Below are 25669 nucleotides of genomic sequence, written 5' to 3'. Positions count from 1 at the left end.
GGGAATTGGTGCCGTTGGAGGAACAGGATCGGTCGCGGTGGGACCGAGCAGCGGTCCGGGCCGGGCTGGATTGCCTGAGGTCGGCCGAGGCCGATGGTGGCGGTCCGTATCTCGCGCAGGCGCGAATCGCTGCCTCGCACGCGACGGCGCCGAGCTGGGCGCAAACCGATTGGCACTCGATCGTCGCGGAGTACGACGAATTACTCCGGCTCGCTCCGTCGCCTGCGGTGTCGGTGAGCCGCGCCGTGGCCGTGGGTTTCGCCCGCGGGTTCGGCGCGGGGCTGGCCGCCCTGGACGAGGTTGCCGATGACCCGCGGCTGGCCGGATCGCACCTGGTTCCGGCGACCCGCGCCGACCTGCTGCGACGTGGCGGACGGTGGCGGGAGGCCGCGGAGAGCTATCGCGCGGCGCTGGAACTGGCAGGCAACGACCAGGTGCGGCGGTTCCTGGCGCGCCGCCTCGTGGAGGTCGAGTCTGCGCGCTGAGCGCTCAGCGCCACCAGGTGTCCAGCGGCGTGACCGGAACGGTCCGCTTGTGCCGGGTGTTCAGATAGATGGATTCGATCCTGGCGGCGACTTCTTCGGTGACCTCGTTGCCCTCGAGGTAATCGTCGATCTCGCTGTAGCGCAGACCGAGCGCCTCTTCGTCGGGCAGCGCGGGCCGGTCGTCCTCCAGGTCGGCGGTGGGGACCTTGGACCAGATGCTGGGCGGCGCACCCAGTTCTTGCAGCAGCGCCGCGCCTTGGCGCTTGCTGAGGCCGGTGAGCGGGGTCAGGTCGACGCCGCCGTCGCCGTGCTTGGTGAAGAAGCCGGTGACCGCCTCCGCCGCGTGGTCGGTGCCGACCACCAGCAAGTTCTCCTGCCCGGCCAGGGCGTACTGGATCACCATGCGTTCGCGCGCCTTGATGTTGCCGCGCACGAAGTCGCGCAGTTTGTCCACGCCCAGCGCGGTGGCAGCTTCGGCGGCCGCCGCGTTCGCGCTGGGGCGGACGTTCACCACGACCTGGCGGTCCGGCTGGATGAACTTCAGCGCGATCCTCGCGTCGGCCTCGTCGGCCTGTACCCCGTAGGGCAGCCGGACCGCGAGAAAGGTCGCGTCCGTGCCCTCTGCGCGCAGCTCTTCGGCCGCGAGCTGGCAGAGCCGGCCGGTGAGGGCGCTGTCCTGCCCGCCGCTGATCCCGAGGATGAAACCCCGTGCGGGAGTGGCGTTCAGATAATCCTTGAGGAAATCGATCCGCCGCCGCACTTCGGTCTTCGGCTCGATCGTGGGCTGGACGCCCAATTCGCTGATGATCTGTTCGCGCAGGTTCCGCATGGCGCCCGAGTCTACTGGCGATTCATCGGGTGACAACGCGCCGAACGAGGCTCTCCCAGTTGTCTCCGACCTGCTCGCGGGTGTACCCCTGGACGTGCATCTGGTGCATGACCAGCGGCGCGCCCAGCATGGCCAGGAGCGCGTCGGTGACGAGCGGGATCTCCCCTGGTGCTTCGGCCTGCCGCAGCAGCATCGCGACGTGGGCGCGCAGCAGACCGTAGGGCGCGCCGGAATACCGGTCCCCGGCCTCGCCGAGTTCGGCCGCGCGGTGTAATTCGCCCGCGACTTCGATGTCCAGCAACCGGGCGCGTCCGAAGGCGACCAGCCGTTCCACCGGCGGAGCACCGGGGCCGAGCGGCGGCGGGCCGAAGATGAACGCTTCCTGGAACTTTCGATCGGAGTGGTCCAGCAGCGCGAGCATCAGCCCGGACCGGCTGCCGAACCGGCGGAACACCGTGCCTTTGCCGACCCCGGCGCGCTTGGCAAGCGCGTCCATGGTGAGGCTGTCGGCACCTTGTTCGCGCACCAAGTGCTGCGCGGCGTCGAGCAGGAGTTGCCGGTTGCGCGCCGCGTCGGCACGCTCGGCGGGCTGCGACGTGCCTGGCAGCGGCGCGCCGACGTCGAGCAGGCGGCGCCCACGTGGTGGTGGTGCGTCGGATGTGGGGTAGTTCACAGCGCTCACGCATACTCCGCGGGAAGTAATCGGACCGCAGTCCGGTTAATCTGAGGTGACACGACGGACACCACATTCAGTACACCAGGAGTTCTCATGAGCCAGACTCGCATCCTCGCACTCGTCGGTAGCCTCCGTGCTGCCTCGATCAATCGTCAGCTCGCCGAGACCGCCGCGCAGACCGCCCCGGAGGGTGTCGAGGTCACCCTCTACGGAGGGCTCGCCGACATCCCGTTCTACAACGAGGACATCGACGTTCCCGGTTCCGTGCCCGCCGCCGCGCAAGCCCTGCGCGACGCGGTCGCCGAGGTGGACGGCCTGCTGCTGGTGACGCCGGAGTACAACGGCACGCTGTCGGCGGTGCTGAAGAACGCGATCGACTGGACGTCGCGTCCGTACGGCGCCGGTGCCATCACGGGCAAGCCCGCCGCCGTGGTCAGCGCATCGATCAGCCCGAACGCGGCGCAGTGGGCGCACGGGGACGCGGTCAAGGCGCTCGGCGTGGCGGGTGCGAAGGTCGTCGAGTCCGCGCATCTGCACTTCGGTGTGATCGGAGAGCGGTTCGCCTCCTCGCATCCGCGCGATGACGCGGAAGCGCTGACCGAGCTGGCGAGTACGGTGCGCGAACTGGTCGAGGCCACCCGCGGCCAGCTGGCGTCCGTGTAAGCTCCACTCCCGGTCTCCGCCGAGGGCCGTCGTTACCGCGGTAGCGACGGCCCTCGGTGTTTGCCTGATGTTTGCTGTCGGTTAGCTGGAGCTCTAAGAAGTGATCTGCATCACTCTTTTGCCGGTGGGAGAATCGAGCATCCTGGTACTTCTCCCCGTGGAATTTCATCAATGTGACTCGCTACATGTCGTGTTGGATGAATCTGTCGGCCACTAGGTGTAGTGTCTCCGGTACTGGAAGAGGACGCGAGCACGAGACGGTCAACCGTGGCTGATCAGGGGCTTCGAGTCCGGATCCAGGAGTTTGCGCAGTATGTCGGATCGTGCATCGCCAGCGACTGCTTGCAGGTCGCTCGAAACGATCGGCATACGGATCACAAGCTGTGGATCAGGCACAAGGAGAGAGGGACATCAAATGACCGTCACCGTGTACACCAAGCCCGCTTGCGTCCAGTGCAACGCCACCTACAAGGCCCTCGACAAGGTCGGCGTGGACTACGAGGTCATCGATATCTCGGAGAACGACGAGGCGCGTGACTACGTCATGGCGCTCGGGTACTTGCAGGCGCCGGTCGTGGTGGCCGGGGACGATCACTGGTCGGGCTTCCGGCCCGACCGCATCAAGTCGCTCGCGACCGTGGCGGCCTGATCGCGTCCACCGCTTCCGGTTCATCCGAGGGGCCGAGTGCCCAGCACTCCTGAGAAGAGGAAGTCGACCATGTCGGAGACGACGGCGCTGGTCTACTTCTCCAGCGCTTCGGAGAACACACATCGTTTCGTCGAGAAGCTGGGTCTCCCGGCGACTCGCATCCCACTGCACACCGCCGACTCACTGCGCGTAGACCGGCCGTACGTGCTGATCGTTCCCACTTACGGGGGCGGTCGGCACGTATTGGGGGGCAATCGTTCCGAGAAGGATTTCGTCCCGCGGCAGGTCGCCAAGTTCCTGAACGATCCGCACAACCGGTCGCTGCTGCGCGGCGTCATCGCGGCGGGCAACACGAACTTCGGCGACACCTATTGCTATGCGGGCGAATTGATCTCGCGCAAATGCGGGGTGCCGTACCTGTATCGCTTCGAACTCATGGGAACCGCTGAGGACGTCGAGCGCGTCCGAGAGGGATTGGGATTGTTTTGGCAACAGCAACGACAGCACCGACCGGAAAAACAGCTCGCTTAGAGCAGCCCCCGGTCCGCGGCGCCGAAGCGGGCGAGGTCCTGGACTACCACGCCCTCAACGCGATGCTGAACCTGTACGGCCCGGACGGCGAGATCCAGTTCGACAAGGACCGTGAGGCCGCCCACCAGTACTTCTTGCAGCACGTCAACCAGAACACCGTCTTCTTCCACAACCTGGACGAGAAGCTGGACTATCTGATCGAGGAGAACTACTACGAGGCAGAGGTTCTCGATCAGTACAGCCGCGGGTTCATCAAGAAGCTGTTCAAGCAGGCCTATGCCAAGAAGTTCCGGTTCCCCACCTTCCTCGGCGCGTTCAAGTACTACACCTCGTATACGCTGAAGACCTTCGACGGCAAGCGTTACCTGGAGCGGTTCGAGGACCGGGTCTGCATGGTCGCGCTCACCCTCGCCGCCGGTGACGAGGCGCTGGCGAGCAATCTGGTGGACGAGGTCATCGAGGGCCGTTTCCAGCCGGCCACGCCGACCTTCCTGAACTCGGGCAAGAAGCAGCGCGGCGAGCCGGTGTCGTGCTTCCTGCTGCGCATCGAGGACAACATGGAGTCCATCGGGCGCTCGATCAACTCCGCGCTGCAACTGTCCAAGCGCGGCGGCGGCGTCGCGTTGCTGCTGAGCAACATTCGCGAGCACGGCGCGCCGATCAAGAAGATCGAGAACCAGAGCTCGGGCGTCATCCCGATCATGAAGCTGCTGGAGGACTCGTTCTCCTACGCCAACCAGCTCGGCGCGCGTCAGGGCGCGGGCGCGGTCTACCTGCACGCGCACCACCCCGATATCTACCGGTTCCTGGACACCAAGCGGGAGAACGCGGACGAGAAGATCCGCATCAAGACTCTCTCGCTGGGCGTGGTCATCCCGGACATCACCTTCGAGCTGGCCAAGAAGAACGAGGACATGTACCTGTTCTCGCCTTACGACGTGGAGCGCATCTACGGCAAGCCGTTCGCCGACATCGACGTCACCGAGAAGTACTACGAGATGGTCGACGACAAGCGCATCCGCAAGTCGAAGATCAAGGCGCGCGAGTTCTTCCAGACCATCGCGGAGCTGCAGTTCGAGTCCGGCTACCCGTACATCATGTTCGAGGACACGGTGAACCGGGCCAACCCGATCGCGGGCAAGATCACCCACTCCAACCTGTGCTCGGAGATCCTGCAGGTGTCCACGCCGTCGGAGTTCAACGACGACCTGTCCTACGCGAAGGTGGGCAAGGACATCTCCTGCAATCTGGGCTCGCTGAACATCGCCAAGTCGATGGACTCACCCGACTTCGCCCAGACCGTCGAGGTGGCGATCCGGGCGCTGACCGCGGTGTCGGACCAGACGCACATCTACTCGGTGCCGTCCATCGAGCAGGGCAACAACCACTCGCACGCCATCGGCCTCGGGCAGATGAATCTGCACGGCTACCTGGCGCGGGAGCGGGTCCACTACGGGTCCGAAGAGGGCGTCGACTTCACCAACATCTACTTCTATACCGTCGTCTACCACGCGATTCGGGCGTCGAACAAGATCGCGATCGAGCGCGGCAGTTACTTCGGTGGCTTCCCGGAATCGAAGTACGCCAGCGGCGAGTACTTCGACAAGTACACCGATCAGGTGTGGGAGCCGAAGACCGATCGCGTGCGGCAGCTGTTCGCCGAGGCGGGCGTGCACATCCCGACCCAGGACGACTGGCGTGAGCTGAAGGCCTCGGTCATGGAGCACGGCATCTACAACCAGAACCTCCAAGCGGTGCCACCGACCGGCTCGATCTCCTACATCAACCACTCCACCAGCTCTATCCACCCGGTGGCGTCGAAGATCGAGATCCGCAAGGAAGGCAAGATCGGGCGCGTCTACTACCCGGCGCCCTACATGACCAACGACAACCTCGAGTACTACGAGGACGCCTACGAGATCGGCTACGAGAAGATCATCGACACCTACGCCGCGGCCACCCAGCACGTGGACCAGGGCCTGTCGCTGACGCTGTTCTTCAAGGACTCCGCCACCACCCGCGACCTCAACCGCGCCCAGATCTACGCCTGGCGCAAGGGCATCAAGACCCTCTACTACATCCGCCTGCGCCAAATGGCTTTGGAGGGAACCGAAGTCGAGGGCTGCGTGTCCTGCATGCTGTAGTTTGCAGCGCCTGCGTCGCTGCGTTCGCGGAACCGCCGCAGCGACGCAGGCAACCGCCGGGCTCGACCACGAATCCGCGCCGCCTAGACCGGCCGGCAGCGATAGAAGGTCCTCATACCTGCGGTTATTGCCTGATGTGGTCGCAGGTGAGACCTGTTTCTACGTGCCCGCGGCGTTCGCGGCTGCCTCGACGAAGTCGCGGATGGTGGCGCGGTGATCATCTTTGCGCCAGGCGATCGCCATGACCGCGGGCTCGATGCCCGTGACCGGCGTGACGCCGATGCCGGGGCGGCGGTAGATCTCCGCGTCTCCCTCGGACAACAGGACGATGCCGCTGCCTTCCTCGACCGCGGCGAAGGTTTCCTCGGCGTTCCATACCGTCGCGCCGATCCGGGCGGGACGGCCGCCGCGTTCGGGGGCGGCGAGCCAGTGGTCGCGGAGTGATCCGGCGCTCTCCGGCATCGCGATGAACGGCTCGTCGAGTAGTTCGGTGAAGTCGACGCCGTCGCGTCCCGCCAGCCAGTGGTCGTGGCAGAACGCGACCCAGCGCGGCTCCCGGACCAGCACACGCACGTCGAACGAGTCGTGTTGGGGGAACGGCAGCCAGACGAAGGCGACGTCGACCTCACCGGAGCCGAGCCCGGCGGTGGGGTCGTCCCAGTTGACCTGACGCATTCTGGTGCGCCAGGCCGGGCGATTCCGCACGAAGCCTTCGCGCGCGGCACACAGCAGTCCCCGGCCGACGCTGGTGGACATGCCGACGGTGAGCACCGAGTTCTCGGCCGCGGCAGCGTCAGCGACGATGCGTTGTGCTTCGCGCCATTGCGCCAGCAGTACTTGTGCCTGCGGCAGCAGGGCCTCGCCCGCCGCGGTCAAGCCGATGCCGCGCTTGTCCCGGACGATCAAGGTGACCCGCAGCTGCTGCTCGAGCTGGCGGATCTGTTTGCTCAGCGCGGGCTGGGTGATGAACAGGCGCTCGGCAGCCCGGGTGAAGTTCAGTTCCTCGGCGAGAACCGCAAAGTATCGCAGGTCCCGTAAGTGCGCCTCCATAACCATTGGTTATCACACTTGCTATTGGACGGTCCATCGATGTCTGCCCACAGTGGTGCCATGGTTTCTGAGGTTCAGGTCGAAAAGGTCACTTTCGACAGTGACGGCGTCGTTCTGGTCGGTCGGCTCTACCGGCCGGCCGACGCAGCGGAGACCCGGCTGCCCGCCGTGGTGGTCACCGGGTCGTGGCTCACGGTGAAGGAGCAGATGCCGCAGGTGTATGCCCGGCGACTGGCCGAACAAGGTTTCACCGCATTGGATTTCGATTTTACCCACTATGGCGAATCCGGTGGTGAGCCGCGTGACCTCGAATCTCCGTCGCGCAAGAGTCGCGATATCCGTGCCGCGGTCACTTTCCTAGCTGGACGCTCCGATGTCGACGTACAGCGCATCGGCGCGCTGGGCGTGTGCGCCAGCAGTGGATATACGGCGGTGAATGCTGCGGGCGACGCGCGGGTCCGGTCCTTGGCGATGGTCGCACCCTGGCTGCACGATCCGGAGTTGGTTGCGCTGATGTACGGCGGGAATGAAGGCGTATCCCAGCGGCTGGCAGCGGGTTTCGCGGCTCGCGCCCGCTACGAGAGCACCGGCGAGATCGACTACGTTGCGGCGGTGAGCACCACCGATCCCTCGGCCGCGATGTCCGGAGACTTCCCTACTACGTCGACGCCACTCGCGGCGCCGTGCCGGAATGGGCGAACCGATTCGCGGTGCAGGGCTGGAACGAGTGGCTGACCTACAACGCCATTCCGGTCGCCCGGAACATCACGATCCCCACGCTGTTGGTGCACAGCGAGAACGGCGCGATCCCGGACGGCGCTCGGGCCTTCCACGCCCAGCTGGCCGGTCCGAAAGAGCTGATCTGGATCGAGGGCACGCAGTTCGACTTCTACGACCGGGAACCGACCGTAAGCCAGGCCGTGGAACACGTCGTGCGACACTTCCGCAGCACCCTCGGCTGACGCGATCTCCCCAGGCACTCTCTCCCAGAAGGATTTTCCTTGCGCAGAACACTGTCTCGAACACTGGCCGCTGTCGCCTCGGCCGCGCTCACGGTCCTCGGCGCAGGTTGTTCGGACCAGACGCAGCCTCTGCCCGCAGCGGCCGAATCGACCGCCGAGCGGCCCGAACAGCAGGATGCGGGCCACCAGCGGCTGAATGTTCTCGTCGGCGAATGGACCGGCGCGAAGTCGACTTTCGTCGCCGGAGGCACGGTCGACAACCCGGTCCATCGCGAGATCGTGTCGCGCTGGCACTGGATCGGCAAGACCGGCAACAACTTTCTCCAAGAGGAGGCGGAGGGAACACCCGGTGGTGCACCGTACTACCGGCTGGGCCTACTCGGCTACGCCCCGACCGACAACCGCTACGAATGGACCACCGTCGACAACGTCACGCCCATGACGATGAGCTACAAAGGGGCCCAGAACTCCGGCGGTGGAGGTGATATCAGCATGGCCGGCGAGTTCACCGACCCCGGCATTCTCGGACCGCAGTTCACCGGCAAGACGATCCCGATGCGCACGTTGATCAAGCCGGAATCGCAGGATCGCGTCGTCATGGAGATCTACTTCTCACCGCCCGGTGCTCCGGAACAACTCGCCGACCGCGTGGAACTCACCCGCCGCAGATAGGGCCATTGCGGACAGTCCGCACGTAACGTCGCCTCTGCGCCGGATAGAACGCCGCGCGGCTTCAAGATCAGCGGCACACGACGGAGGGCCTTTCTCACGAAATGCCGCAGCCATGTGCCGTTGATCTTGAAAAGCGATCTTGGCGGCAGGTGGAGGGATCGGCGGATCGGCCAGGTCTACGATGAGTACGAGTAGCCGAAATGGGTGATTGCCCCGGAGGCTATGTGGTGGTTGTCCGACGATACTGGCCACTATTGGCCCTGTTGGTGCTGCTGTTGCTGGGCGGCGGCGCGGGGGCCGCACTGTATCTCACCGTTTCAGGGTCCGACGAGCGTGGCGGTGAGGTGGTGCTCGCTCGAATCGACGACCCGGGTCCGGATCCCTTCACGCCGCCCGCTGCTTCGCTGCCGCCGACGAATGCGAAGTTTCCCACGGTCCCGCCACAAGGCGACGGCACGGACCTGGTCTCGCAGCCTTACCCGGGCGACCGGGAGAGGTTGTACGGCGGCACTTTGGACAACGCCAGCTGCGACCGCGAACAGATGATCGCCTTCCTCATGTCGCATCCCGCTGAGGCTGCCGCGTTCGTCGCGGCCCTCAACGCCGATCCGACGCTGTACTGGAGTGGCGGACGTCCGCTGACGGAGTCCGACCTGCCCACCTATCTGCGTGAGTTGACCCCGGTCCTGCTCCGCGCGGACACCCGGGTGACCAATCACGGCTTCGACGGTCAGCGCCCGACTCCCTTCCAGGCCGTGATGCAGGCCGGGACCGCCGTGCTCGTCGACGACTATGGCATTCCCCGCGCTCGCTGCTACTGCGGCAACCCGCTGACCCCGCCGGTTCCGCTGACCCGTGCTCCGGTTTACATCGGCCAGCCGTGGGAGGGATACCACCCAGGCGCGGTGGTAGTCGTGGAACCGAACGTGGTCATCAATACTTTCGTCCTCGTCGATGTCGTCACCGGACAGACATTCACTCGCCCTGCCCACAGCACCGGGGACAGGGATGCTGCCGTCCCATCCGAGAGACCGGCACCAGCGCAAGCACCGGTCGGACCCACACCTGCACCGGCTCCGGTACCTTTCGGGCCTCCCCGGGAGGCTCCCGCGCCTCGGCGTGATGCGCCTGCGCCTCGGCGTGATGCGCCTGCGCCCCCGCGTGATGCGCCTGCGCCTCGGCGTGATGCGCCTGCGCCTCGGCGTGATGCGCCTGCCCCTCCGCGTGATGCGCCTGCGCCCCCGCGTGACGCTCCTGCGCCTCCCCCTCAGGCTCCTGCTCCTGCCCCTCCGCCTCAGGCACCCGCGCCTGCGCCTCGAGCGCCCGCGCCTCAGGCTCCTGGGCCCCAGCGTCAGCAGCCTGCGCCTCAGGCACCTGCACCTGCGCCCCAGGCTCCTGCGCCCCAGCACCAACAGCCCGCGCCTCAGGCGCCCCCGCCGCAGCGTCAGCAGCCCGCCCCTCAGGCACCTGCGCCGACACAGCATCAGCAACCCGCGCCTCAGGCTCCTGCGCCGCAGCATCAGCAGCCCGCGCCTCAGGCTCCTGCGCCGCAGCATCAGCAGCCCGCGCCTCAGGCTCCTGCGCCGCAGCGTCAGCAGACCGCGCCCCAGGCGCCCGCGCCGACACAGCGTCAGCAGCCCGCGCCCCAGGCACCTGCGCCCACGTCTCAGGCGCCCGCGCCCCAGCATCAGGCACCCGCGACGCGTCAGACAACTGCGCCCACGTATCTGACACAGCCACCGCCGACCCTGGGCGCGCTCATCGACGGAACCGACATCGCGACAGACGATCCGTCTGTTGTGGTCGCAGCAGGCGTCACAACCGAACAACTGCGCGGCGCAACCGTCCAGATCCCGTGGACGATGGCATGAGCCAGCCCACGCCAGGATCGCGGGTAGGCGCCCACTTCGGGCACTACCAGCTCAGAACGCTGCTCGGCCACGGCGGCATGGGGGAGGTCTACGAGGCGTACGACACCGCCAAGGATCGCACGGTGGCCCTCAAACTCCTGCCCGAACATCTGGCCGCTGAGAAGCAGTACCGTGAACGGTTCCGCCGGGAGGCCCGTGCCGCCGCGCGCCTGCAGGAACCGCACATCGTCCCGATCCACGACTACGGCGAGATCGACGGGATGCTCTTCATCGACATGCGGCTGGTGCGGGGGAAGGATCTCCGCGGTCTCCTCACCGGTCACGGCCCCATGGCCCCGGCACGCGCCGTGGCGATTATCGGCCAAGTCGCCGCGGCATTGGATGCGGCTCACGCCGACGGACTGATCCACCGCGACATCAAGCCCGCCAACATCCTCGTCACCGACGACGACTTCGCCTATCTGGTCGACTTCGGTATCGCCCACTCGGCCACCAGTACCGTGCTGACCAGCACGGGCACGGCCCTGGGAACCTACGCCTACATGGCGCCCGAACGCTTTCAGCAAGGGGAGATCTCCCACCGCGTCGACATCTACTCGCTCGCCTGCGTGCTCCACGAATGCCTCACCGCCACTCGCCCCTATCTTGCCGACAGCCTCGAGCTACTGATCACCGCCCACTTGTTCGACCCGATCCCACGACCAAGCGCGGTGCACCCGGGAATCCCCGTGGCATTCGACTCTGTCATCGCACGCGGAATGGCGAAAGACCCTGCCGACCGCTACCCCAGCGCGGGCGATCTGGCCCGCGCCGCCCACGACGCTCTCGACAGCGCCGACCAGCACACAGCGGCCAGAATCCTCGCCGGCAGACTGGCCACCACGGTCGTCAACAAGGCGCAGTGGCAACCGGAGCCGCTTCCGACCAAAGCGAGTCGGCCACCTGCCGAGTGGCTCGGTCCGCCACCTGGACCCGCCCCTCAGGTGCCGCCCTCACCGGCCCCGCCCTTAGCAGCCCCGCCCCCACCGGCGCCGCGCGCCCGACCGAAACGGAGCGTGTGGATACCCGTGGTCGCCGCGGGACTCGTGGTGCTCGCGGTTGCGGTCGGCCTCGGGGTATGGCTCTCGCAACGGCCCGATGCGAACACTGCTCGGACCACCGAAACCGCAGCGACCAACCGGTTCACCTCCGCGGAGCGCCAACTGCTGAGCCTGCTGCCACCCGGATATGACCAGAGCAACTGTCTGCCCAGTCCGCCGCAACCCGGCGAGTCAGCCGGATTGTTCTGCTCCGCAACCGCGTCCGTCCCCCGCGCCTCGTTCACCCTGTACCCCGACGTCTCCGCGCTCCGCAGCGGCTATACCGCCAAGTCCTCTGGTCAGGTCGTCAAGTGTCCGGATGGCAGCATGCCGGGCCCGTACGCGTCGCACGGCCAGCCCCAGGCGACCGGCCAGATGACCTGCCGGATGGCCACCATCGAAAGCCCCGCCGTCCCGGAGATCGTCTGGAGCGCGGAGCCCGCCCTCACCCTCGGCGAGGCATTGGCCGACAGCCCGGACGGCGCCGCGCAATTGTTCACCTGGTGGCAGCAGCAGGGCGCATTCAAATAGCCGTCGAAGGGGGTCAGGCGGTCGGCCAGGGGCGCGAGGCGCTCTTCGACTTCGGCTTCTATCGCGCAGATCGCGACGTTGAAGTTCGAGGAGCGCACCACCGCGTCGAAGTCGGTGCCGACCTCGGCGCAGTGCGCGCGCAGGATCTCGGATTTGCGGGTGAACTCTGCGGCATCACGCCAGCGTTCGCAGCGCTATCGCCGTTCGGTCAGCGTCGCGATGACTGGGAACTTGGTGTTGAGGGTCAGCGCGGAAGTCGGGGTGAGGTCCGGGTTCTCGATGGCGAACTCGAACCGTCTCGTGATGGTCGAGAGCGCGAGCTGCATCTCCATCATCGCGAACGCGTTGCCTATGCAGAGGTGCCCGCCCGCACCGAAGGGCAGATACACGTTCCGGTCACGGGTGGCGACCGCGTCGGCGGCGAAGCGGTCCGGGTCGAAGCTGTCGGGCTGGTCCCAACACTCGGGATTCCGGTGTGCGTGGTAGTAGCTGAACATCAGCGGAGTGCCTGCGGGGATGTGGTAGCCCCCGATCTCGTCGTCCTCGGTGGCGCGACGTTGTCCCATCCATGCCGGTGGTTTGAGCCGCAATACCTCCTCCAGCACCTGCTTGCTGTAGGACAGCGAGGGCAAGTCGGTCATGGTGGCGTGCCCGCCCGGCAACGCGGCGTCAACGTCATCGCGCAGCCGCTGACGCACCTCCGGATGCAATTGCAACAGCAGCATGGCTGACGTCAGGGCCGAGGAGCTGGTCTCGTGACCGGCGAAGAGCATGGTGACGACCTCGTCGCGCAGCTCCCTGTCGGTGAGGCTCTCGTTGGTATCTTCGTCCGTCGCGCTCATGAGCATGGAGAGCAGGCCGCCGCTGTCAGCGTCGCGCAGCTTGTCGATCACCGTGTAGACGATGGCATCCATCTCGGCAATAGCCCGCCAGAAGCGCCGGTGGCTCGGCGTCGGAAACTTCAAAGGGACCAGGGGCATTCGCACGAACTTCCCCAATTCGGCATTCACCTTCTGCGTCGCGCGGGAGAAGCCGGTGACCTCCGGGCCGTGCGGATCCAATCCGAACAGCGCCCGCACCACGATCCGCAATGTGAGGTGGCTCATCTGCTCGCCGATGTTGATCGTGCGTCCGGCGCGGGCATGTTCGGCCCATTCGTCACACAGGGAGTCGATCTCGGCCACCATGATCTCGCTGAGCGCATTGATCTTCTTGTGGTGGAAGGCAGGTTGGACGAGGCGTCGGTTGCGTCGCCACCGGTTGTGGTCGGCGATGGTCGCCAGCCCGCGCCCTACGAACGGTTCGATGATGTCGTACATCTGGGTCTCGCGGGTGAAGTTGGCCATGCGTTCCTGCAAGATGTACTTGATGTGGTGGGGATGGGTGATCCCGACCACGTTCCCGGTGATCAGCTGGAACTGAAATACGTTGCCGTGCTGAGCCATAGAGTCGGAGAGGAACGTAATCGGGTCGACCACGAAGCGCTTGGTGTTGCGGAGGCGGCCTGCGGCCATCGGGGTAGCCCGGTGGTGGAAGTGGAAGTCATAAGCGACAAGTAAAACCGACCGGCCGGATGTCCGCAGAACTTTGGCGAGATGGTTGAAGGCCAACTGCCGCAGCAGGATTCGGTTGACCACGAGCTGCGCCGCGAGACCGGCTGGCAGATGTCAGTGGTCAACGCTCAGCGGTGCGCGGTCAGTCGGCACCTCAGGGCGTGTCACGGTGACCACAGTCAGTAGTTCGTCCAATCCTCGGAAATCATCCGGGTTCGTCGTGAACAGTGGCAACTGTTCGGCGATGGCCACGGCGGCGATCATGAGATCGGCGACTCGGCGGCGCGGTTTGCGTCCGACGCTGATGACGCCGGCGCAGACCCTGCCGTAGATTCGCGCGGCTTCCGCACCGAAAGGGATCGGGTCGAACTCGTTCTCTGCGCGCTGGAGCACATCCAGGCGGCGGGCGCGCTCGACGTGCTCGTCGTAGGAGTCTTGTTCGTCGTTGCGGCGCACCTCATGCGGTCCGGCTGACAGTTCCGCCAGGGTGATCGCGCTGATCGCCATCGCTTCGGGCAGTTGCTCCGGATCGATCCATCGGCGCATGATCATGATATTGGTGTCGAGCAGCCCCTGCTCGTAGTCAGCGGGCATACGGATCGTCCGCCTCCTGGTCGGCCGTGGCGGCTTGGTCGGCTCGGAAAGCGTCGATCGAGATGTCCGGCGCGCTGCGCGACATCGCCGCGAACTCTGCGCGGGAAACGAAGCGTCGGCGTCGGCGTAGTGGAATCAGTTCACCGATTTGATGCCCGTCTCGGGTGACGGTGAACGCCTGCCCCTGCTGGACAGCGTCCATGATCTCCTTCGACCGATTTCGCAGGTCGCGCTGGGTGATCTCGGGTTGTGCGGGCATGAACCCATCGTATCAGCGGCGTGCCATCCGGTGCTACATCGTGGCACAGGCTTATGTGCTGGGCCATCCGACCGTGGTCATGACATCGGGGTGTTAAGCACCGAACCAGGTCAGGTGCCTGATCCAGGCTGACGAGTTGGCAGATGCCACCCGCTTCACAATGACGACGAAACGATCAGCCAGCCGACCGCTCGCCGGTCTCAACCGCGGGCCCCTTCGCGTATGTCGAGCCACAGTCCGTAACACGGCTCCGCCTCCACTGTTCTCAGTGCACGTCCTGTGAGCAACCGTTCGGCGCATGGTGTGTCCAACTCTGACGGGGATGACGGCTGCGGAATTCGCTGGCCTCGGCGGGCTGGATCGGTCACGCTGGATGTCGTATGTACGAAGAAGGACAACTTCGACTCGGCGTCGATTTCGGCCGAGTCATCCAGGGAGCCGCCTCGGCGGCCGGTGACGAGGACACCGTATTCCTGTCCGGCGGCCTCGCCGAAGCACTGCGCACGCCGCCCAGTCCGGGCGCGTTCGAGGTCCTGCCCCGTCTGGTCCGGCGTTTCGGAGGCCGGGCCTGGGTGATCTCGAAATGCGGCCCTCGGGTCGAGCAGCGCACCCGCCGGTGGCTCGACCACCACGACTTCTACGACCGGACCGGGATCGCGCGCGACAACGTGCGCTTCTGCCGTGCGCGGGCGGACAAGGCGGTGCACTGCGCCGAACTCGGCATCACCCACATGATCGACGACCGCCTCGACGTGCACCGCGCGCTGCGCGATCTGGTGCCGCACCGGTACCTGTTCGGGGTGCAGACCGATCCGATTCCCGGCTGGGTGCGGCATGTTTCCACTTGGAATGAGGCCGAACTCGCGGTGGAGGCGACGCTCCTCCAGGACGACCGTAGGGAGTGAGCGCTGACGCCGATGGGCGTGTATTTCCGCGCCGACACGTTGCCGACTGGTGCCGCACCGGACCTGTTCGGGGTGCAGTCCGATCCGATTCTCCGTTGGGTGCGTCATGTTCCCACGTGGGATGCGGTCGGACTCGCGGTGGCGGCGACGATCGATCAGTGCGGATGTCCGAGCGTCGGCCGCACGAGACCGGCTGAGCGGCCCCGAGGACGCCCGGCCGGTCTCAATTGCCCGCTCCCTACGCGCCGGTGAACTTCTCCCCGGCGATGGACTTCGACGGCGCACCGTCCACACCCACCGGGATGTCACCCTCGAGTGTCGTGCGGTACAGCACCCGGGTGACGTCGAGGTGGTTCAGGTCGCTCGGTGCGAGGTGTGCGGTCGCGCGGTTGTCCCAGAACGCGAGACTGCCCTTCTCCCAGCGGAACCGGACCGTGTACGCCGGGTTGGTCACCTCGTCGAACAGCAGCTTCAGCACCGCGTCGCTCTGGCTGGGGGACAGCCCGACGATACGGGTGGTGAAGCCCGGATTGACGAACAGTGCCCGCTCACCGGTCACGGGGTGCACCCGGACCACCGGATGCTCGGTGACCAACGGCGCGGCTGCGACCTTCTTCGCGTAGTCGCTGTCGGAGCTCCAGGCGGGCTGGTTGCCGCCGAACCGGTGCTCGGCACGCAGTCCATCGGCGAACAGCTTGAGCGATTCCGGCAGGTTTTCGTAGGCGGCCACCAGGTTCGTCCAGCCGGTGTCCCCGCCACGTGCCGGCGCGATCTCGGCGCGCAGGATCGAGGCCGCGGGCGGGTTGATCAGCGCCGAGACATCGGTGTGCCAGTAGTTGGTGTAGCTGAACTTCCGTACTCCGAAACGCTTTTCGTACAGGCGACTGTCGACCGCGAGGATCTCCGGGTACTCGGTCGGTGCGTCATCGTCATAAGGGTGCGACGGGGTGACGACGCCGAACCGGCGGGAGAAGGCGATCTGCTGGGCGTGATCGATGTGCTGATCGCGGAAGAACAGCACCTTGTGGGTGTGCAGCGCGTCGGTGATCGCCGCGACCTGCTGGTCGGTCAGCGGCTGACGCAGATCGACGCCGGAGATGTCGGCGCCGATGTAACCGGCGACCGGTGCGATGTGCACCGTGTCGGTTACGGCGGAGGTGGAGGTTTCGTGTACGGCGGTCATTTCGTGAACTCATTTCGAGATAGAGGATCAGGCCCGTGCTGGACCGGAGGAGCAGTGGCGGCTGCCAGGACGACAAGCGCTGCGGCAGATGCGCATGAAGTCGATGACGCGGCGTTTCGTCAGCGGCATGGCGATCCGACTCCCGGTGAGCGGATATCGAGCGGACATGGTCACGCGTTGGCCGGGACGCGCCACCGTGACAGGCGGCGTTCGAGCGTGACCAGCAGCCCGTTGAACCCGAGACCGAGCAGCGAGATGGCGAGGATTCCGGCGTACATGTTCGGGATCGCGAAATTCTGCTGCGCTGCGGTGATCAGATAGCCGAGTCCGGCTCTCGCTCCGAACATCTCGGCGGCCAGCAGCACCAGGATCGAGCTGGCTGCCGCCATCCGCAGTCCGGTGAAGATGGATGGCAATGCCGCGGGCAGGATCACCTTCTGGAACAGCCGCAGCGGCGAGAAACCCAGCGATGCCGCCGATTTGATGAGCAGCGGGTCGACGGTACGCACGCCGGTGATCGTGTTCAGCAGGATCGGGAAGAAGCTCGCGTACACGACGATGGCGACTTTCGAGGTTTCGCCGATGCCGAGGATCAGCAGGAAGACCGGAAGCAACGCCAGCGCAGCGGTGTTGCGGAACAACTCCAGGATTGGGTTGAGGAAGTCCGCCACAGGTTTGTACCAGGCGATCGAAACGCCCACCGGAATCCCGACGGCCAACGCGATCGAATATCCGACCAGCGAACGGTTCAGGCTCGCGGAGATGTGCGTCCACATCTCCCCGCTCGCCACCAGGTCGGTGAACGCCTGGGCGACCACCGAGAAGGGTGGCAGGAACACCTCGTCCACCAGTCCGGCGCCGGGGGCGAACTGCCACACCAGCAGGAACAGCGCGATCACGAACGTCGGTTTGAACAGCCGCCAGGCGAACCGGCCGGCCATGTGGACCGCATTCGCGACCAACGGGGCCGCGCTTGACGCCGGCCGCGCCGAGACGGGCCGCGACGGCTCGGCCGCGCTCTGCTGAATCGGGCGCTCGGTGAGCTGAATCGCACTAGACATGGGCCGCTCTCTCGGTGGTGGATTCGGCATGGGCAGGGTGGTCGGACAGCGACTCGCGTTCCAAGCTCGCCGCCCGCTGGACCTCGCTTTGCAGCAGCGTCCAGATCTCGTGGCGGTAGTCCCGGAAGCGTTCGGAGGAGCGGATGTCGCCGCCCGCGTGGCGATCGATCTCGACGTCGACCATGGCCTTGATCCGGCCCGGCCGCGAGGTCAGCACCGCCACCCGCTGGCCGAGGTAGACCGCCTCGTCGATGCCGTGGGTGATGAACAGGACGGTCTTGCCGGTAGCCCGCCAGATGCGTAACAGCTCGTCCTGCAAGGATTCTCGGGTCTGCGCGTCGAGCGCGGCGAACGGCTCGTCCATCAGCAGCACCTCCGGGTCGAACGCGAGGCTGCGCGCGATGGCCACGCGCTGCTTCATGCCGCCGGACAGCTCATGCGGGTAGCGGTCGCCGAAACCGGAGAGCCCGACGAGCTCGAGATAGTGCTCGGCCAGTTCCCGGCGCGCTGTGCGGCGCAGACCCTTGGCCTCCAAGCCGAACTCGATATTGGCGCGCGCCGTCCGCCACGGCAGGAGCGCGTACTGCTGGAAGACGATGCCACGGTCCAGGCCCGGCCCGGTGATCGGCTTGCCGTCCAGCAGGATCTCGCCGGAGGTCGGCTTGCTCAGCCCGCCGAGCAGGTCGAGCAGGGTCGACTTGCCCGATCCGCTCGGCCCGACCAGGACCAGGAACTCGCCCTCGCGCAATTCGAGCGAGATGTCCTTGACAGCGGTGAACCGTTCCTGCGAGCCGCGCACCGCGAATTGCTTGTGCACGCCGGTGAGCGACAGTTTCGTCGCGGTCGTGGTCATTTCGCCGCCACCGCCTCGCCGGTCGGCCCGCTCTCCGGCCGGTAGGTGCCGTTCGCGTACGGGTTGAACGTGTTGGTGAACAGATCCGTGGCCTTCAGCTTGCCGTTCGGCAGTTCGCCGTTGCGCACCAGCCAGTCGATCCAGATCTGGATTTCCTTCTCCGCGACCACCGCGCCCGGCGCCGGGATTCCCGAACTCAGCCAGTACGGCACCAAGCCGGGGTTCTCGTTGCGGCCGCGCTTGGCGATGATCTCGGTGAATTTCGCCTGCACCTGCTCGCGCGGCGCCACCTGGAGCCAGCGGATCGCGCGTGCGGTGCCCTGAACGAAGTCCTTTACCGCTTCGGGATTCTTGGCGATGTAGTCGTCGCGGAAGACGTAGGTGCCGTAGCCGGCCGTGCCGAAGATGGCTTTGTCGGTGTACAGCGGGCGAATGCCGCCGCGTCCGAGTGCGGTGTCGCGGAAGACGCCGCCGAGGGCGCCGACCTCGACCTGTCCCTTGCGCACCGCGTCCTCGGTGTTGGCGGGAGGCACGACGGTCAGCTGCACCTGCTCGAGCTCCTGCTCGGAAAGACCCTGCTGATGCAGCCACTCCCTGGTGATGAATTCATGATGGGCGCCAAGGGTGTTCACGGCGACCTTCTTGCCGATGAGGTCGCGCGCCGACGTGATGCCGGCGTCCTCACGCACGTAGTAGCCGGTGAACGACTGTTCGTCCGCGCCATAGGAACTGAGCACCGAGGTGACCTTCGCCCCGCCCGCGATCAGTTTCACCACCGCGCCGTTGAACGCGCTGCCGAATTCGACCTGATTCGTCGCCGCGGCCTGGATATTGGCGGGACCGCTGGTGGTGTCGCCTTCCCAGTGCAGTGTGATCTGCTCGAAGTAGCCCAGGTCTTGGGCCAGCTCATAGGCGCCGACCTGGCCCGTGGCTCCTTGATAGCGGAGCACGTACTTGCCGTCGGCGGTCTTGGCGGGCGCGGATTCGCCGCAACCGGTGAGCACCGACAGGCCGGTGAGCAAAGCGACGGCGGCGGAGAGCGCGCGGGCGACGCGCCGGGTGGATGAGGGATGGGGCATTGTTCGTTCTTTCGAAGACGAGAAGGTGCCGTGCAGCTGGAGTGCTCGGCATGCGGCGGCCACGCCACCGTTGGGAAACGGTGGCGTGCGGGGGCGGCGGCGGACGCGCGGGATTCGGGTGAGACCGCTACGTCAGCGGCGACAGATTCCGTGCGGGATGCGCATGAAGTCGATCCCGCGACGGCGGATCAGTGCGGTGGCTGTCGACACTTCGAGACTTCCGTGAGCTGTGCTGGGAAAGGGCCCGTGGTCTGCGACGTCCGAGCCTGCTTGGCACACACTGTCCCTGTTGTCAGGCATGGGAGCAACAGTTCGACGCCGGGTGCGTGAAACCTTGCTATCCCGGCGTCGATGAGTCACCGTTTCACGGTGGTGCGCAAAACCGGTTCGGTTACAGCGCTCACTATGAGGTGATCATTCTCCCCGAAGCGGGGTAAGCTGCACGGGGATGTTTTCGACGTCCATGGGATGTTGATCGGAATGGTGCGGATACCCGGATCCGCGGCGACGACGAGTAGGAGGTGGGGTTGCGATGCGCAGCGAACCTCCCAGTCGAAGGCCGCGCGGCGCCGCCCCTTCGCATGCCTGATTGATCTGCGACGGCGGGGGCAGGCGCCCGCGGTGTGAATTTCGCGCTCCTTGTTCACTCACGCATGTGCTGAGGTCCTCCCATGTCGCAGACCGACATCATCGAAGTACGCCCGACGCTGTCCGAGTCCCTGCAGGACATCGTCGAAGCCCACCGTGTGGACGCCGCGCTCGACTGGCTCGGCAACCACCCGCCGCACGTCATCGCCGATCAGCTCGCCCGCATGGACGCGGTGCGCGCCGGGATGGCGTTCCGCCTGCTCGACAAAGATTTGGCGCTGGCCGTCTTCGAAGAGCTCGAGCCGGTGGATCAGCAGCAGATCCTGCAGGGTCTGCGCGATCAGAGTTTCCGCGAGCTGGTCGAGGGCATGGCGCCCGACGACCGGGCCCGCATGCTGCGCGAAGCGCCCGCCAAGGTCGCCAAGAAGGTGCTGGCCGGGCTGAGTCCGCGCGAGCGGAGGATGACTGCGAGCCTGCTCGGCTACCCGGAGGGTTCCGCGGGGCAGTACATGACGCCCGAGGTGGTGGCGCTGCCGCGTGAGCTGACTGTCGCCGAGGCGCTGGGCATGGTGCGGGCCAAGGGCGGCAACGCCGAGACGGTGTACACGCTGCCCGTCGTCGATGCGGGCAGGCGCCTGACCGGCATCGTCGAACTGCGGGAACTGGTGCTCAGCGAGCCGGGGACGATGGTGTCGGAGCTGGTCGTCACCGAGCCCGCCTTCGCCCGCGCGACCGACGCCGCGGAGAAGGCCGCCCGGTTGATGCGCGAGACCAACGACATCAACCTTCCGGTGGTGGACAGCGAGGACCGGCTGGTCGGGCTGCTCACCATCGATGACGCGGTCGAGGTGATCGAGGCCGCCGACAGCGAGGACGTCGCACGTCAGGCGGGTTCGGCGCCGTGGGAAGGCCACTACATGGCCGCCGGGGTGTTCCAGCTGGCCCGCTATCGCGCGCTGTGGCTGCTGCTGTTGCTGCTCGCCGCGACCCTCACGGTGAGCGTGACCGACTTCTTCGAGGGCACCTTGCAGCAGGCGGCGCACCTGGCGCTGTTCATCCCGCTGCTGATCGGCGCGGGCGGTAACGCGGGCGCGCAGGCCGCCACCGCCTGCGTGCGCGCACTCGCGGTCGGCGAGGTCAGGGTGTCGGATCTGTTCCGGGTGATCTGGCGGGAATGCCGGGTGGGCCTGGTGCTGGGTGCCCTGCTGGCTTCCGTGGGCCTGGGGATCGGCGCGGTGTTCGTCGGCACCCGCATCGCCCTGGTCGTCGGCATCACGCTGGTCCTGATCTGCGGTTGGGCCGCTACCATCGGCGGCACCATGCCCCTGCTGGCGAAGAAGCTGCGCATCGATCCCGCCGTCGTCTCGGCCCCGATGGTCACCACCCTGGTCGACGCCACCGGCCTGATCATCTACTTCACCACGGCCAAACTGGTTCTCGGCATCTGAAACTCGCGGAACACGACAGCGGTCATTGGCAGCGCGGCGATCAGCGCCGGTATATCGAGACAAATTCCCCCTCATTCGATCAGCAATATCACGGTGTTTCACCGCTCGACCGGGCCGAATGCCTGCCGGGTCCGGATATTCGGCTCAGGCGGCGTTGCAGTCGCTCGAAGTGGTTGTGCGCCAATATTTTTGAGCGTCGGGAAAGCCGACTGTCACGGGGTTTTCGGATTCAGCCTCGCGTGGAGTCGAGAACCCATTGCCGGTAGCCGGGATGGGCGTCGACCACAGGGACGGCGAGGACCTGGGGAGTTTCGTCGGGGTGCTCGGCGTCGGCCCGTTCGATGATCGCGGACACCAGGCTGGCGCGTGTGTGCAGGACGACAAGTGCTTGCGCGTCGTCGTGAATCCGGCCTTCCCAGCGGTAAATCGACCGGATACCTGGAATGACGTTGCCGCACGCTACCAGCTCGTCCTCGACGAGTTTGTGCGTGAACTCGGCCAGCCACGCCGGATCATCCGCGGTAATAGAGACATCTACGATTTCGTCTTCGGCCATGTCGTCAAGTTTCCCTGGGTCTGGATCAATTCGGCCATCAATTGTTCGACCTGGTCCCGGTCGCGGGCGATTACGCCCCAGCCACGAACGATCAACCCGGCGTAGCTGAGGCCGGTCCACGATCCGATCATTGCGTGCCCGTGTGGATGCAGGACGGCGTACAGCGAGCCCTTCGACCGGACGGCGCCATCGGTTGCGATGTACCAACCCATCAAGATTTCGTTGTCCCAGAGCTTCATCTCCCCGCGCCACTCGTAGGAGCCCTCGGAGACCGGCCTGGCTCGTCCGCCGTTCAGGGCGATGAACGCGCCGTTCTGCTGCATGGTCAGCTCGTGCACGTCTATCCGCTCCACATCGTCTTTCCAGGTCTGCCAGCCTGCCCACCAGTCACCGGAGAGATCGAGCCCGCGCGGCATGACGCCGGCCAGCTCCGACAGTGACACGTCCAGCGCATTCGCCAGTCGCGCCGCGATCGAGAGTGATGGTTCCGAGGCGCCGGACTCGAATCTGGCTATCTGGCGCTGCCCCACACCGACTAGTCGACCGAGGCCGTCTTGGGACAGGTGCAGCTGCTCTCGCTGCCTTCGGATGACATCGCCGGTAGTACTCACCGCCGCGTTCCTTCCCTCGTTTGCTGAGCAAAGCGTACCCACTGGGCCTATGATTAGACATGTACGTCTGATCAGACAGTTTTGACTAATCGGTGTTTCGCAGGGGAGGACAACGACGTGTGTGAAGAACTGCCCCAGTGCGTATCTCCCGGCTACCCGTACCCATCGGGCGCCGCTACGCCGTGCCGAGAGGATCGGCTCTTGCGAGTTCACGCCGAGTGGGAACTCCAGACTTCCCGGTGCCGAGGTGTCGCATCCCCCGGCACCGGGAAACACCAAGCTACGGACGGTCTCCGATGAGGAAGGGCGGAATCCGGACCACCGAGACAGGGGACGGCCGGAAGACGGCGTATTGGCGACTGCTCGGCCGTAGCGCGTACGTGATCCGCTTCCGGGTCAACGACGACGGCTCGACGGCGTACCGGTTCCCCGGCAATCTGCTGCCCGCGGTTCAGCCCGGGACCGTCCTATTCGACACCTTTCCCGATCTGGCGCAGGCCCGTGAGTGGTTCCCGGAACACCACGACTTGTGGAACACGGTGCGGGACGATTACTGGTCGACCCTGCTGGACTCGGCCGACCTTCCGGCTGGAGGGCTCGATGATCGGTGAACCCGTAAATCTGCGCAGGTCCGCCGAATACAGACGGGCAGTTGTCGCGTTCCATCATGCGTGCGACCAATGGGCACGGGTGGGGGAACCCCCGAGTGGACCAGAATTCGACCGGATCCAGGCGGCGAGAAACGAGTTTCTGGAGCTTGCGCCGGAAGCCACGGACTATCCCTGAACGCGCCCTACCGGAATGCCTCGGTTGCGGAAGTCGGCCCAACACCTCGATGTATCGGTGTGCGATTCGGATTCGGGAGAATGGCCGCAGCGGCTGAGGAAGCTGTTGCGGGAGGGGGCGGCTGCTCGGCCGGGATGCCCAGCCGAGCGGCGCTCGTTCAGAACTCCCAGTCTTCGTCTTCGGTGTTGACGGCCTTGCCGATGATGTAGCTGGAGCCGGAGCCGGAGAAGAAGTCGTGGTTCTCGTCGGCGTTCGGCGAGAGGGCGGAGAGGATGGCGGGGTTGACTTCGGTTTCGTCCTTGGGGAACAGGCCCTCGTAGCCGAGGTTCATCAGCGCCTTGTTGGCGTTGTAGCGGAGGAACTTCTTGACGTCCTCGGTGAGGCCGACCTCGTCGTAGAGATCCTGGGTGTATTCGACCTCGTTGTCGTAGAGCTCGAACAGCAGCTCGAAGGTGTAGTTCTTCAGCTCGTCGCGCTCGGCCTGGGAGACTCGCTCCAGACCCTTCTGATACTTGTAGCCGATGTAATAACCATGGACCGCTTCGTCCCGGATGATCAGCCGGATCATGTCGGCGGTGTTGGTGAGCTTGGCCCGGGACGACCAGTGCATCGGCAGGTAGAAACCGGAGTAGAACAGGAAGCTCTCCAGCAGCGTGGAGGCGACCTTGCGCTTCAGCGGATCGTCGCCGTTGTAGTACGACAGCACGATCTCGGCCTTGCGCTGGAGGTTGCGGTTCTCCTCCGACCAGCGGAACGCCTCGTCGATCTCGCGGGTGGAGCACAGCGTGGAGAAGATCGAGCTGTAGCTCTTGGCGTGCACCGACTCCATGAACGCGATGTTGGTCAGCACCGCCTCTTCGTGCGGGGTCAGTGCGTCCGGGATCAGGCTCACCGCGCCGACCGTGCCCTGGATGGTGTCCAGCAGGGTGAGGCCGGTGAAGACCCGCATGGTCAGCTGCTTCTCGTCGGCGGTCAGGGTGTTCCACGACGGAATGTCATTGGAGACCGGGACCTTCTCCGGCAGCCAGAAGTTGCCGGTCAGCCGGTCCCAGACCTCGGCATCCTTTTCGTCGGGCACCCGATTCCAGTTGATGGCCGACACCCGATCGATCAGTTTCATGCTGTCTCCATGCCTTTCCCAAGCCCGCTGCCGTCACGGAATGCCTACCCTTGGAACACTACTCCTTGTGGGTGACAAGTCCGCGTAGCACAACACCTTGTGTCGCCGCGGCATGCTTCCGGGTGCGGAAGAACGCCGGGACGTGCCGCGCGCGGCTCCCTATTGTGCGGCACGCGCCCGCCGGCGACCACATCGGTCTCGCCGTGCCCAACCGATCGCTATTCGTTTGCCGATACTCGGTCGATGGCGTGACCCACCCCGGCTACCTGCGCGGATTCGACCAGGTGAGCGATTACGTTGGGCCGGACAGGTGTCGCGTTTGGAAGGAGTGAGTGCTATGACCAGTCCGATCAGCACCCGTCCGGTGCTCGGCGACATGACGATCTTCGCAGGCGTGCTCATCCTCGTCGCCGGTGTCCTGCACCTGTTGACGGCCATCGCGGCGATCGCGGGGCGCGACGTGTTCGTGGTGACCGAGGATCAGGTGTTCCTCATCGACGTCACCGCGTGGGGGTGGATCCACCTGGTGATCGGAGTGCTGGTGGTGACCGCGGGCATCGGCATCGTGACCGGGAAGACCTGGGGCTATCTCGCGGGCATCGTGCTGGCGGCGATCAGCATCCTGGACAACTTCCTGTTCGTGTCGATCTACCCCTTCTGGGCGCTGGTGCTGATCGCCATCGACGTGCTGGTGATCTGGGCGCTGGCCAGGCAGCTCGCGGCGGTACAGCCCGCGCCGCGATAAGTTTTCGGCCCCTGAACCCGTCTCGGAGGGGTTCAGGGGCCGTGGGTTGTGCGTGCGGTCGGTGCGGCAGACGACTTCGCCCAGCCCTGCGCGCTCTACCGTGGCGGCCGACCGCCGGGCGTGCCGGCGCGTGACGATCTCGGCGGCGTCCTGTTTGAGTTCGCCCAGCGTCACCGTGTTCGGGTC

At 65.9% G+C, this 25669-nt stretch carries 26 protein-coding genes and 2 pseudogenes; 14 read left to right on the top strand and 14 right to left on the bottom strand.

The annotated features are described in order from the left end of the window. Positions 1 to 2 precede the first annotated feature (2 nt). Positions 3 to 485: pseudogene (locus AB0M45_RS08080) on the top strand (RNA polymerase subunit sigma-24); the annotation flags it as partial. A gap of 4 nt (positions 486 to 489) precedes the next feature. Here the strand turns inward: AB0M45_RS08080 and nadE are convergent. Together nadE and AB0M45_RS08070 are read right to left on the bottom strand one after the other, a co-directional pair. Next, positions 490 to 1314 carry an ammonia-dependent NAD(+) synthetase gene (gene nadE, locus AB0M45_RS08075; protein ID WP_364324183.1) on the bottom strand — a complete coding sequence of 275 codons (825 nt, stop codon included), beginning with the start codon at positions 1312 to 1314 and terminating at the stop codon, positions 490 to 492. Between the two features lie 22 nt (positions 1315 to 1336). Continuing rightward, positions 1337 to 1942, bottom strand: a complete 606-nt coding sequence (locus tag AB0M45_RS08070; protein ID WP_364324869.1) for a helix-turn-helix domain-containing protein — start codon at positions 1940 to 1942, stop codon at positions 1337 to 1339. 141 nt (positions 1943 to 2083) lie between these two features. Here AB0M45_RS08070 and AB0M45_RS08065 point away from each other — a divergent pair, with 141 nt between their 5' ends. From AB0M45_RS08065 to nrdE, 4 genes are all read left to right on the top strand, one after another. Beyond that, complete coding sequence (locus AB0M45_RS08065; protein ID WP_364324181.1) at positions 2084 to 2653, top strand: NAD(P)H-dependent oxidoreductase; 570 nt, start codon at positions 2084 to 2086, stop codon at positions 2651 to 2653. 415 nt (positions 2654 to 3068) lie between these two features. Then, entirely contained in the window at positions 3069 to 3302 is a 234-nt protein-coding gene (locus AB0M45_RS08060; RefSeq protein WP_364324179.1) for a redoxin NrdH, read from the top strand. Positions 3303 to 3371: 69 nt separating this feature from the next. After that, on the top strand, positions 3372 to 3833 hold the full coding sequence (nrdI, locus tag AB0M45_RS08055) for a class Ib ribonucleoside-diphosphate reductase assembly flavoprotein NrdI (protein ID WP_364324176.1): 462 nt from the start codon (positions 3372 to 3374) through the stop codon (positions 3831 to 3833). Positions 3834 to 3895: 62 nt separating this feature from the next. Further along, positions 3896 to 5977 carry a class 1b ribonucleoside-diphosphate reductase subunit alpha gene (nrdE, locus tag AB0M45_RS08050; protein ID WP_364324866.1) on the top strand — a complete coding sequence of 694 codons (2082 nt, stop codon included), beginning with the start codon at positions 3896 to 3898 and terminating at the stop codon, positions 5975 to 5977. Positions 5978 to 6136: 159 nt separating this feature from the next. On the opposite strand, the gene AB0M45_RS08045 is transcribed toward nrdE, so the two are convergent. After that, entirely contained in the window at positions 6137 to 7027 is an 891-nt protein-coding gene (locus tag AB0M45_RS08045) for a LysR family transcriptional regulator (protein WP_364324174.1), read from the bottom strand. 60 nt (positions 7028 to 7087) lie between these two features. Here AB0M45_RS08045 and AB0M45_RS08040 point away from each other — a divergent pair, with 60 nt between their 5' ends. The 5 genes from AB0M45_RS08040 (at position 7088) to AB0M45_RS08020 (ending at position 12142) form a co-directional block, all read left to right on the top strand. Beyond that, on the top strand, positions 7088 to 7762 hold the full coding sequence (locus tag AB0M45_RS08040; protein WP_364324173.1) for a dienelactone hydrolase family protein: 675 nt from the start codon (positions 7088 to 7090) through the stop codon (positions 7760 to 7762). Further along, positions 7738 to 7989 (top strand): hypothetical protein, encoded by a 252-nt coding sequence (locus tag AB0M45_RS08035; RefSeq protein WP_364324172.1) that lies wholly within the window; start codon positions 7738 to 7740, stop codon positions 7987 to 7989. The genes AB0M45_RS08040 and AB0M45_RS08035 overlap by 25 nt, the downstream gene beginning before the upstream one ends. A gap of 39 nt (positions 7990 to 8028) precedes the next feature. Then, on the top strand, positions 8029 to 8661 hold the full coding sequence (locus tag AB0M45_RS08030) for a DUF1579 family protein (protein ID WP_364324170.1): 633 nt from the start codon (positions 8029 to 8031) through the stop codon (positions 8659 to 8661). A gap of 200 nt (positions 8662 to 8861) precedes the next feature. Continuing rightward, positions 8862 to 10532, top strand: a complete 1671-nt coding sequence (locus tag AB0M45_RS08025) for a DUF6777 domain-containing protein (RefSeq protein WP_364324168.1) — start codon at positions 8862 to 8864, stop codon at positions 10530 to 10532. Next, positions 10529 to 12142, top strand: coding sequence for a serine/threonine-protein kinase (locus tag AB0M45_RS08020; RefSeq protein WP_364324167.1), 1614 nt, complete (start codon positions 10529 to 10531; stop codon positions 12140 to 12142). The genes AB0M45_RS08025 and AB0M45_RS08020 overlap by 4 nt, the downstream gene beginning before the upstream one ends. An 8-nt stretch (positions 12143 to 12150) precedes the next feature. Here AB0M45_RS08020 and AB0M45_RS08015 read toward each other — a convergent pair. From AB0M45_RS08015 to AB0M45_RS08000, 4 genes and pseudogenes are all read right to left on the bottom strand, one after another. After that, positions 12151 to 12306 (bottom strand): annotated as a pseudogene (locus tag AB0M45_RS08015) (LLM class F420-dependent oxidoreductase); the annotation flags it as partial. Between the two features lie 30 nt (positions 12307 to 12336). Continuing rightward, positions 12337 to 13779: a cytochrome P450 gene (locus tag AB0M45_RS08010; RefSeq protein WP_364324165.1), complete on the bottom strand. Its 1443-nt coding sequence runs from the start codon at positions 13777 to 13779 to the stop codon at positions 12337 to 12339. A gap of 30 nt (positions 13780 to 13809) precedes the next feature. Then, positions 13810 to 14289: a type II toxin-antitoxin system VapC family toxin gene (locus AB0M45_RS08005; RefSeq protein WP_364324164.1), complete on the bottom strand. Its 480-nt coding sequence runs from the start codon at positions 14287 to 14289 to the stop codon at positions 13810 to 13812. Beyond that, on the bottom strand, positions 14279 to 14548 hold the full coding sequence (locus AB0M45_RS08000; protein WP_195128273.1) for a type II toxin-antitoxin system prevent-host-death family antitoxin: 270 nt from the start codon (positions 14546 to 14548) through the stop codon (positions 14279 to 14281). The genes AB0M45_RS08005 and AB0M45_RS08000 overlap by 11 nt, the downstream gene beginning before the upstream one ends. Positions 14549 to 14928: 380 nt before the next feature. Between AB0M45_RS08000 and AB0M45_RS07995 the strand changes: the two genes are divergently transcribed. After that, positions 14929 to 15453: a hypothetical protein gene (locus tag AB0M45_RS07995; RefSeq protein ID WP_364324161.1), complete on the top strand. Its 525-nt coding sequence runs from the start codon at positions 14929 to 14931 to the stop codon at positions 15451 to 15453. 238 nt (positions 15454 to 15691) lie between these two features. On the opposite strand, the gene AB0M45_RS07990 is transcribed toward AB0M45_RS07995, so the two are convergent. The 4 genes from AB0M45_RS07990 to AB0M45_RS07975 form a co-directional block, all read right to left on the bottom strand. After that, positions 15692 to 16636 (bottom strand): TauD/TfdA family dioxygenase, encoded by a 945-nt coding sequence (locus AB0M45_RS07990; protein ID WP_364324159.1) that lies wholly within the window; start codon positions 16634 to 16636, stop codon positions 15692 to 15694. 170 nt (positions 16637 to 16806) lie between these two features. Further along, the gene (locus AB0M45_RS07985) at positions 16807 to 17697 is read right to left on the bottom strand and encodes an ABC transporter permease (protein WP_364324157.1); all 891 of its coding nucleotides are present in this window, start codon (positions 17695 to 17697) and stop codon (positions 16807 to 16809) included. Continuing rightward, entirely contained in the window at positions 17690 to 18550 is an 861-nt protein-coding gene (locus AB0M45_RS07980; protein ID WP_364324155.1) for an ABC transporter ATP-binding protein, read from the bottom strand. Before AB0M45_RS07980 ends, AB0M45_RS07985 begins: the two co-directional genes overlap by 8 nt. After that, positions 18547 to 19629, bottom strand: a complete 1083-nt coding sequence (locus AB0M45_RS07975; RefSeq protein WP_364324153.1) for an ABC transporter substrate-binding protein — start codon at positions 19627 to 19629, stop codon at positions 18547 to 18549. Before AB0M45_RS07975 ends, AB0M45_RS07980 begins: the two co-directional genes overlap by 4 nt. 671 nt (positions 19630 to 20300) lie before the next feature. Here AB0M45_RS07975 and mgtE point away from each other — a divergent pair. Next, the gene (gene mgtE / locus AB0M45_RS07970; RefSeq protein ID WP_364324151.1) at positions 20301 to 21665 is read left to right on the top strand and encodes a magnesium transporter; all 1365 of its coding nucleotides are present in this window, start codon (positions 20301 to 20303) and stop codon (positions 21663 to 21665) included. 229 nt (positions 21666 to 21894) lie between these two features. Here the strand turns inward: mgtE and cutA are convergent, their stop codons facing one another. Together cutA and AB0M45_RS07960 are read right to left on the bottom strand one after the other, a co-directional pair. Next, positions 21895 to 22221 (bottom strand): divalent-cation tolerance protein CutA, encoded by a 327-nt coding sequence (gene cutA / locus AB0M45_RS07965; protein WP_364324149.1) that lies wholly within the window; start codon positions 22219 to 22221, stop codon positions 21895 to 21897. Then, positions 22200 to 22832, bottom strand: a complete 633-nt coding sequence (locus tag AB0M45_RS07960) for a helix-turn-helix transcriptional regulator (RefSeq protein WP_364324147.1) — start codon at positions 22830 to 22832, stop codon at positions 22200 to 22202. Before AB0M45_RS07960 ends, cutA begins: the two co-directional genes overlap by 22 nt. A 296-nt stretch (positions 22833 to 23128) precedes the next feature. Between AB0M45_RS07960 and AB0M45_RS07955 the strand changes: the two genes are divergently transcribed. Beyond that, entirely contained in the window at positions 23129 to 23443 is a 315-nt protein-coding gene (locus AB0M45_RS07955; RefSeq protein WP_364324145.1) for a hypothetical protein, read from the top strand. 332 nt (positions 23444 to 23775) lie between these two features. Here AB0M45_RS07955 and nrdF read toward each other — a convergent pair whose 3' ends face one another. After that, on the bottom strand, positions 23776 to 24738 hold the full coding sequence (gene nrdF / locus AB0M45_RS07950; protein ID WP_364324143.1) for a class 1b ribonucleoside-diphosphate reductase subunit beta: 963 nt from the start codon (positions 24736 to 24738) through the stop codon (positions 23776 to 23778). 337 nt (positions 24739 to 25075) lie between these two features. Between nrdF and AB0M45_RS07945 the strand changes: the two genes are divergently transcribed. Further along, positions 25076 to 25483 carry a hypothetical protein gene (locus tag AB0M45_RS07945; RefSeq protein WP_364324141.1) on the top strand — a complete coding sequence of 136 codons (408 nt, stop codon included), beginning with the start codon at positions 25076 to 25078 and terminating at the stop codon, positions 25481 to 25483. Positions 25484 to 25669: the final 186 nt, after the last annotated feature.

It is taken from the genome of Nocardia sp. NPDC051787, from assembly GCF_040681325.1.
In the GTDB taxonomy this organism is placed as follows: Bacteria; Actinomycetota; Actinomycetes; order Mycobacteriales; family Mycobacteriaceae; genus Nocardia.
This window is presented reverse-complemented; position numbering and strand designations above follow the sequence as displayed.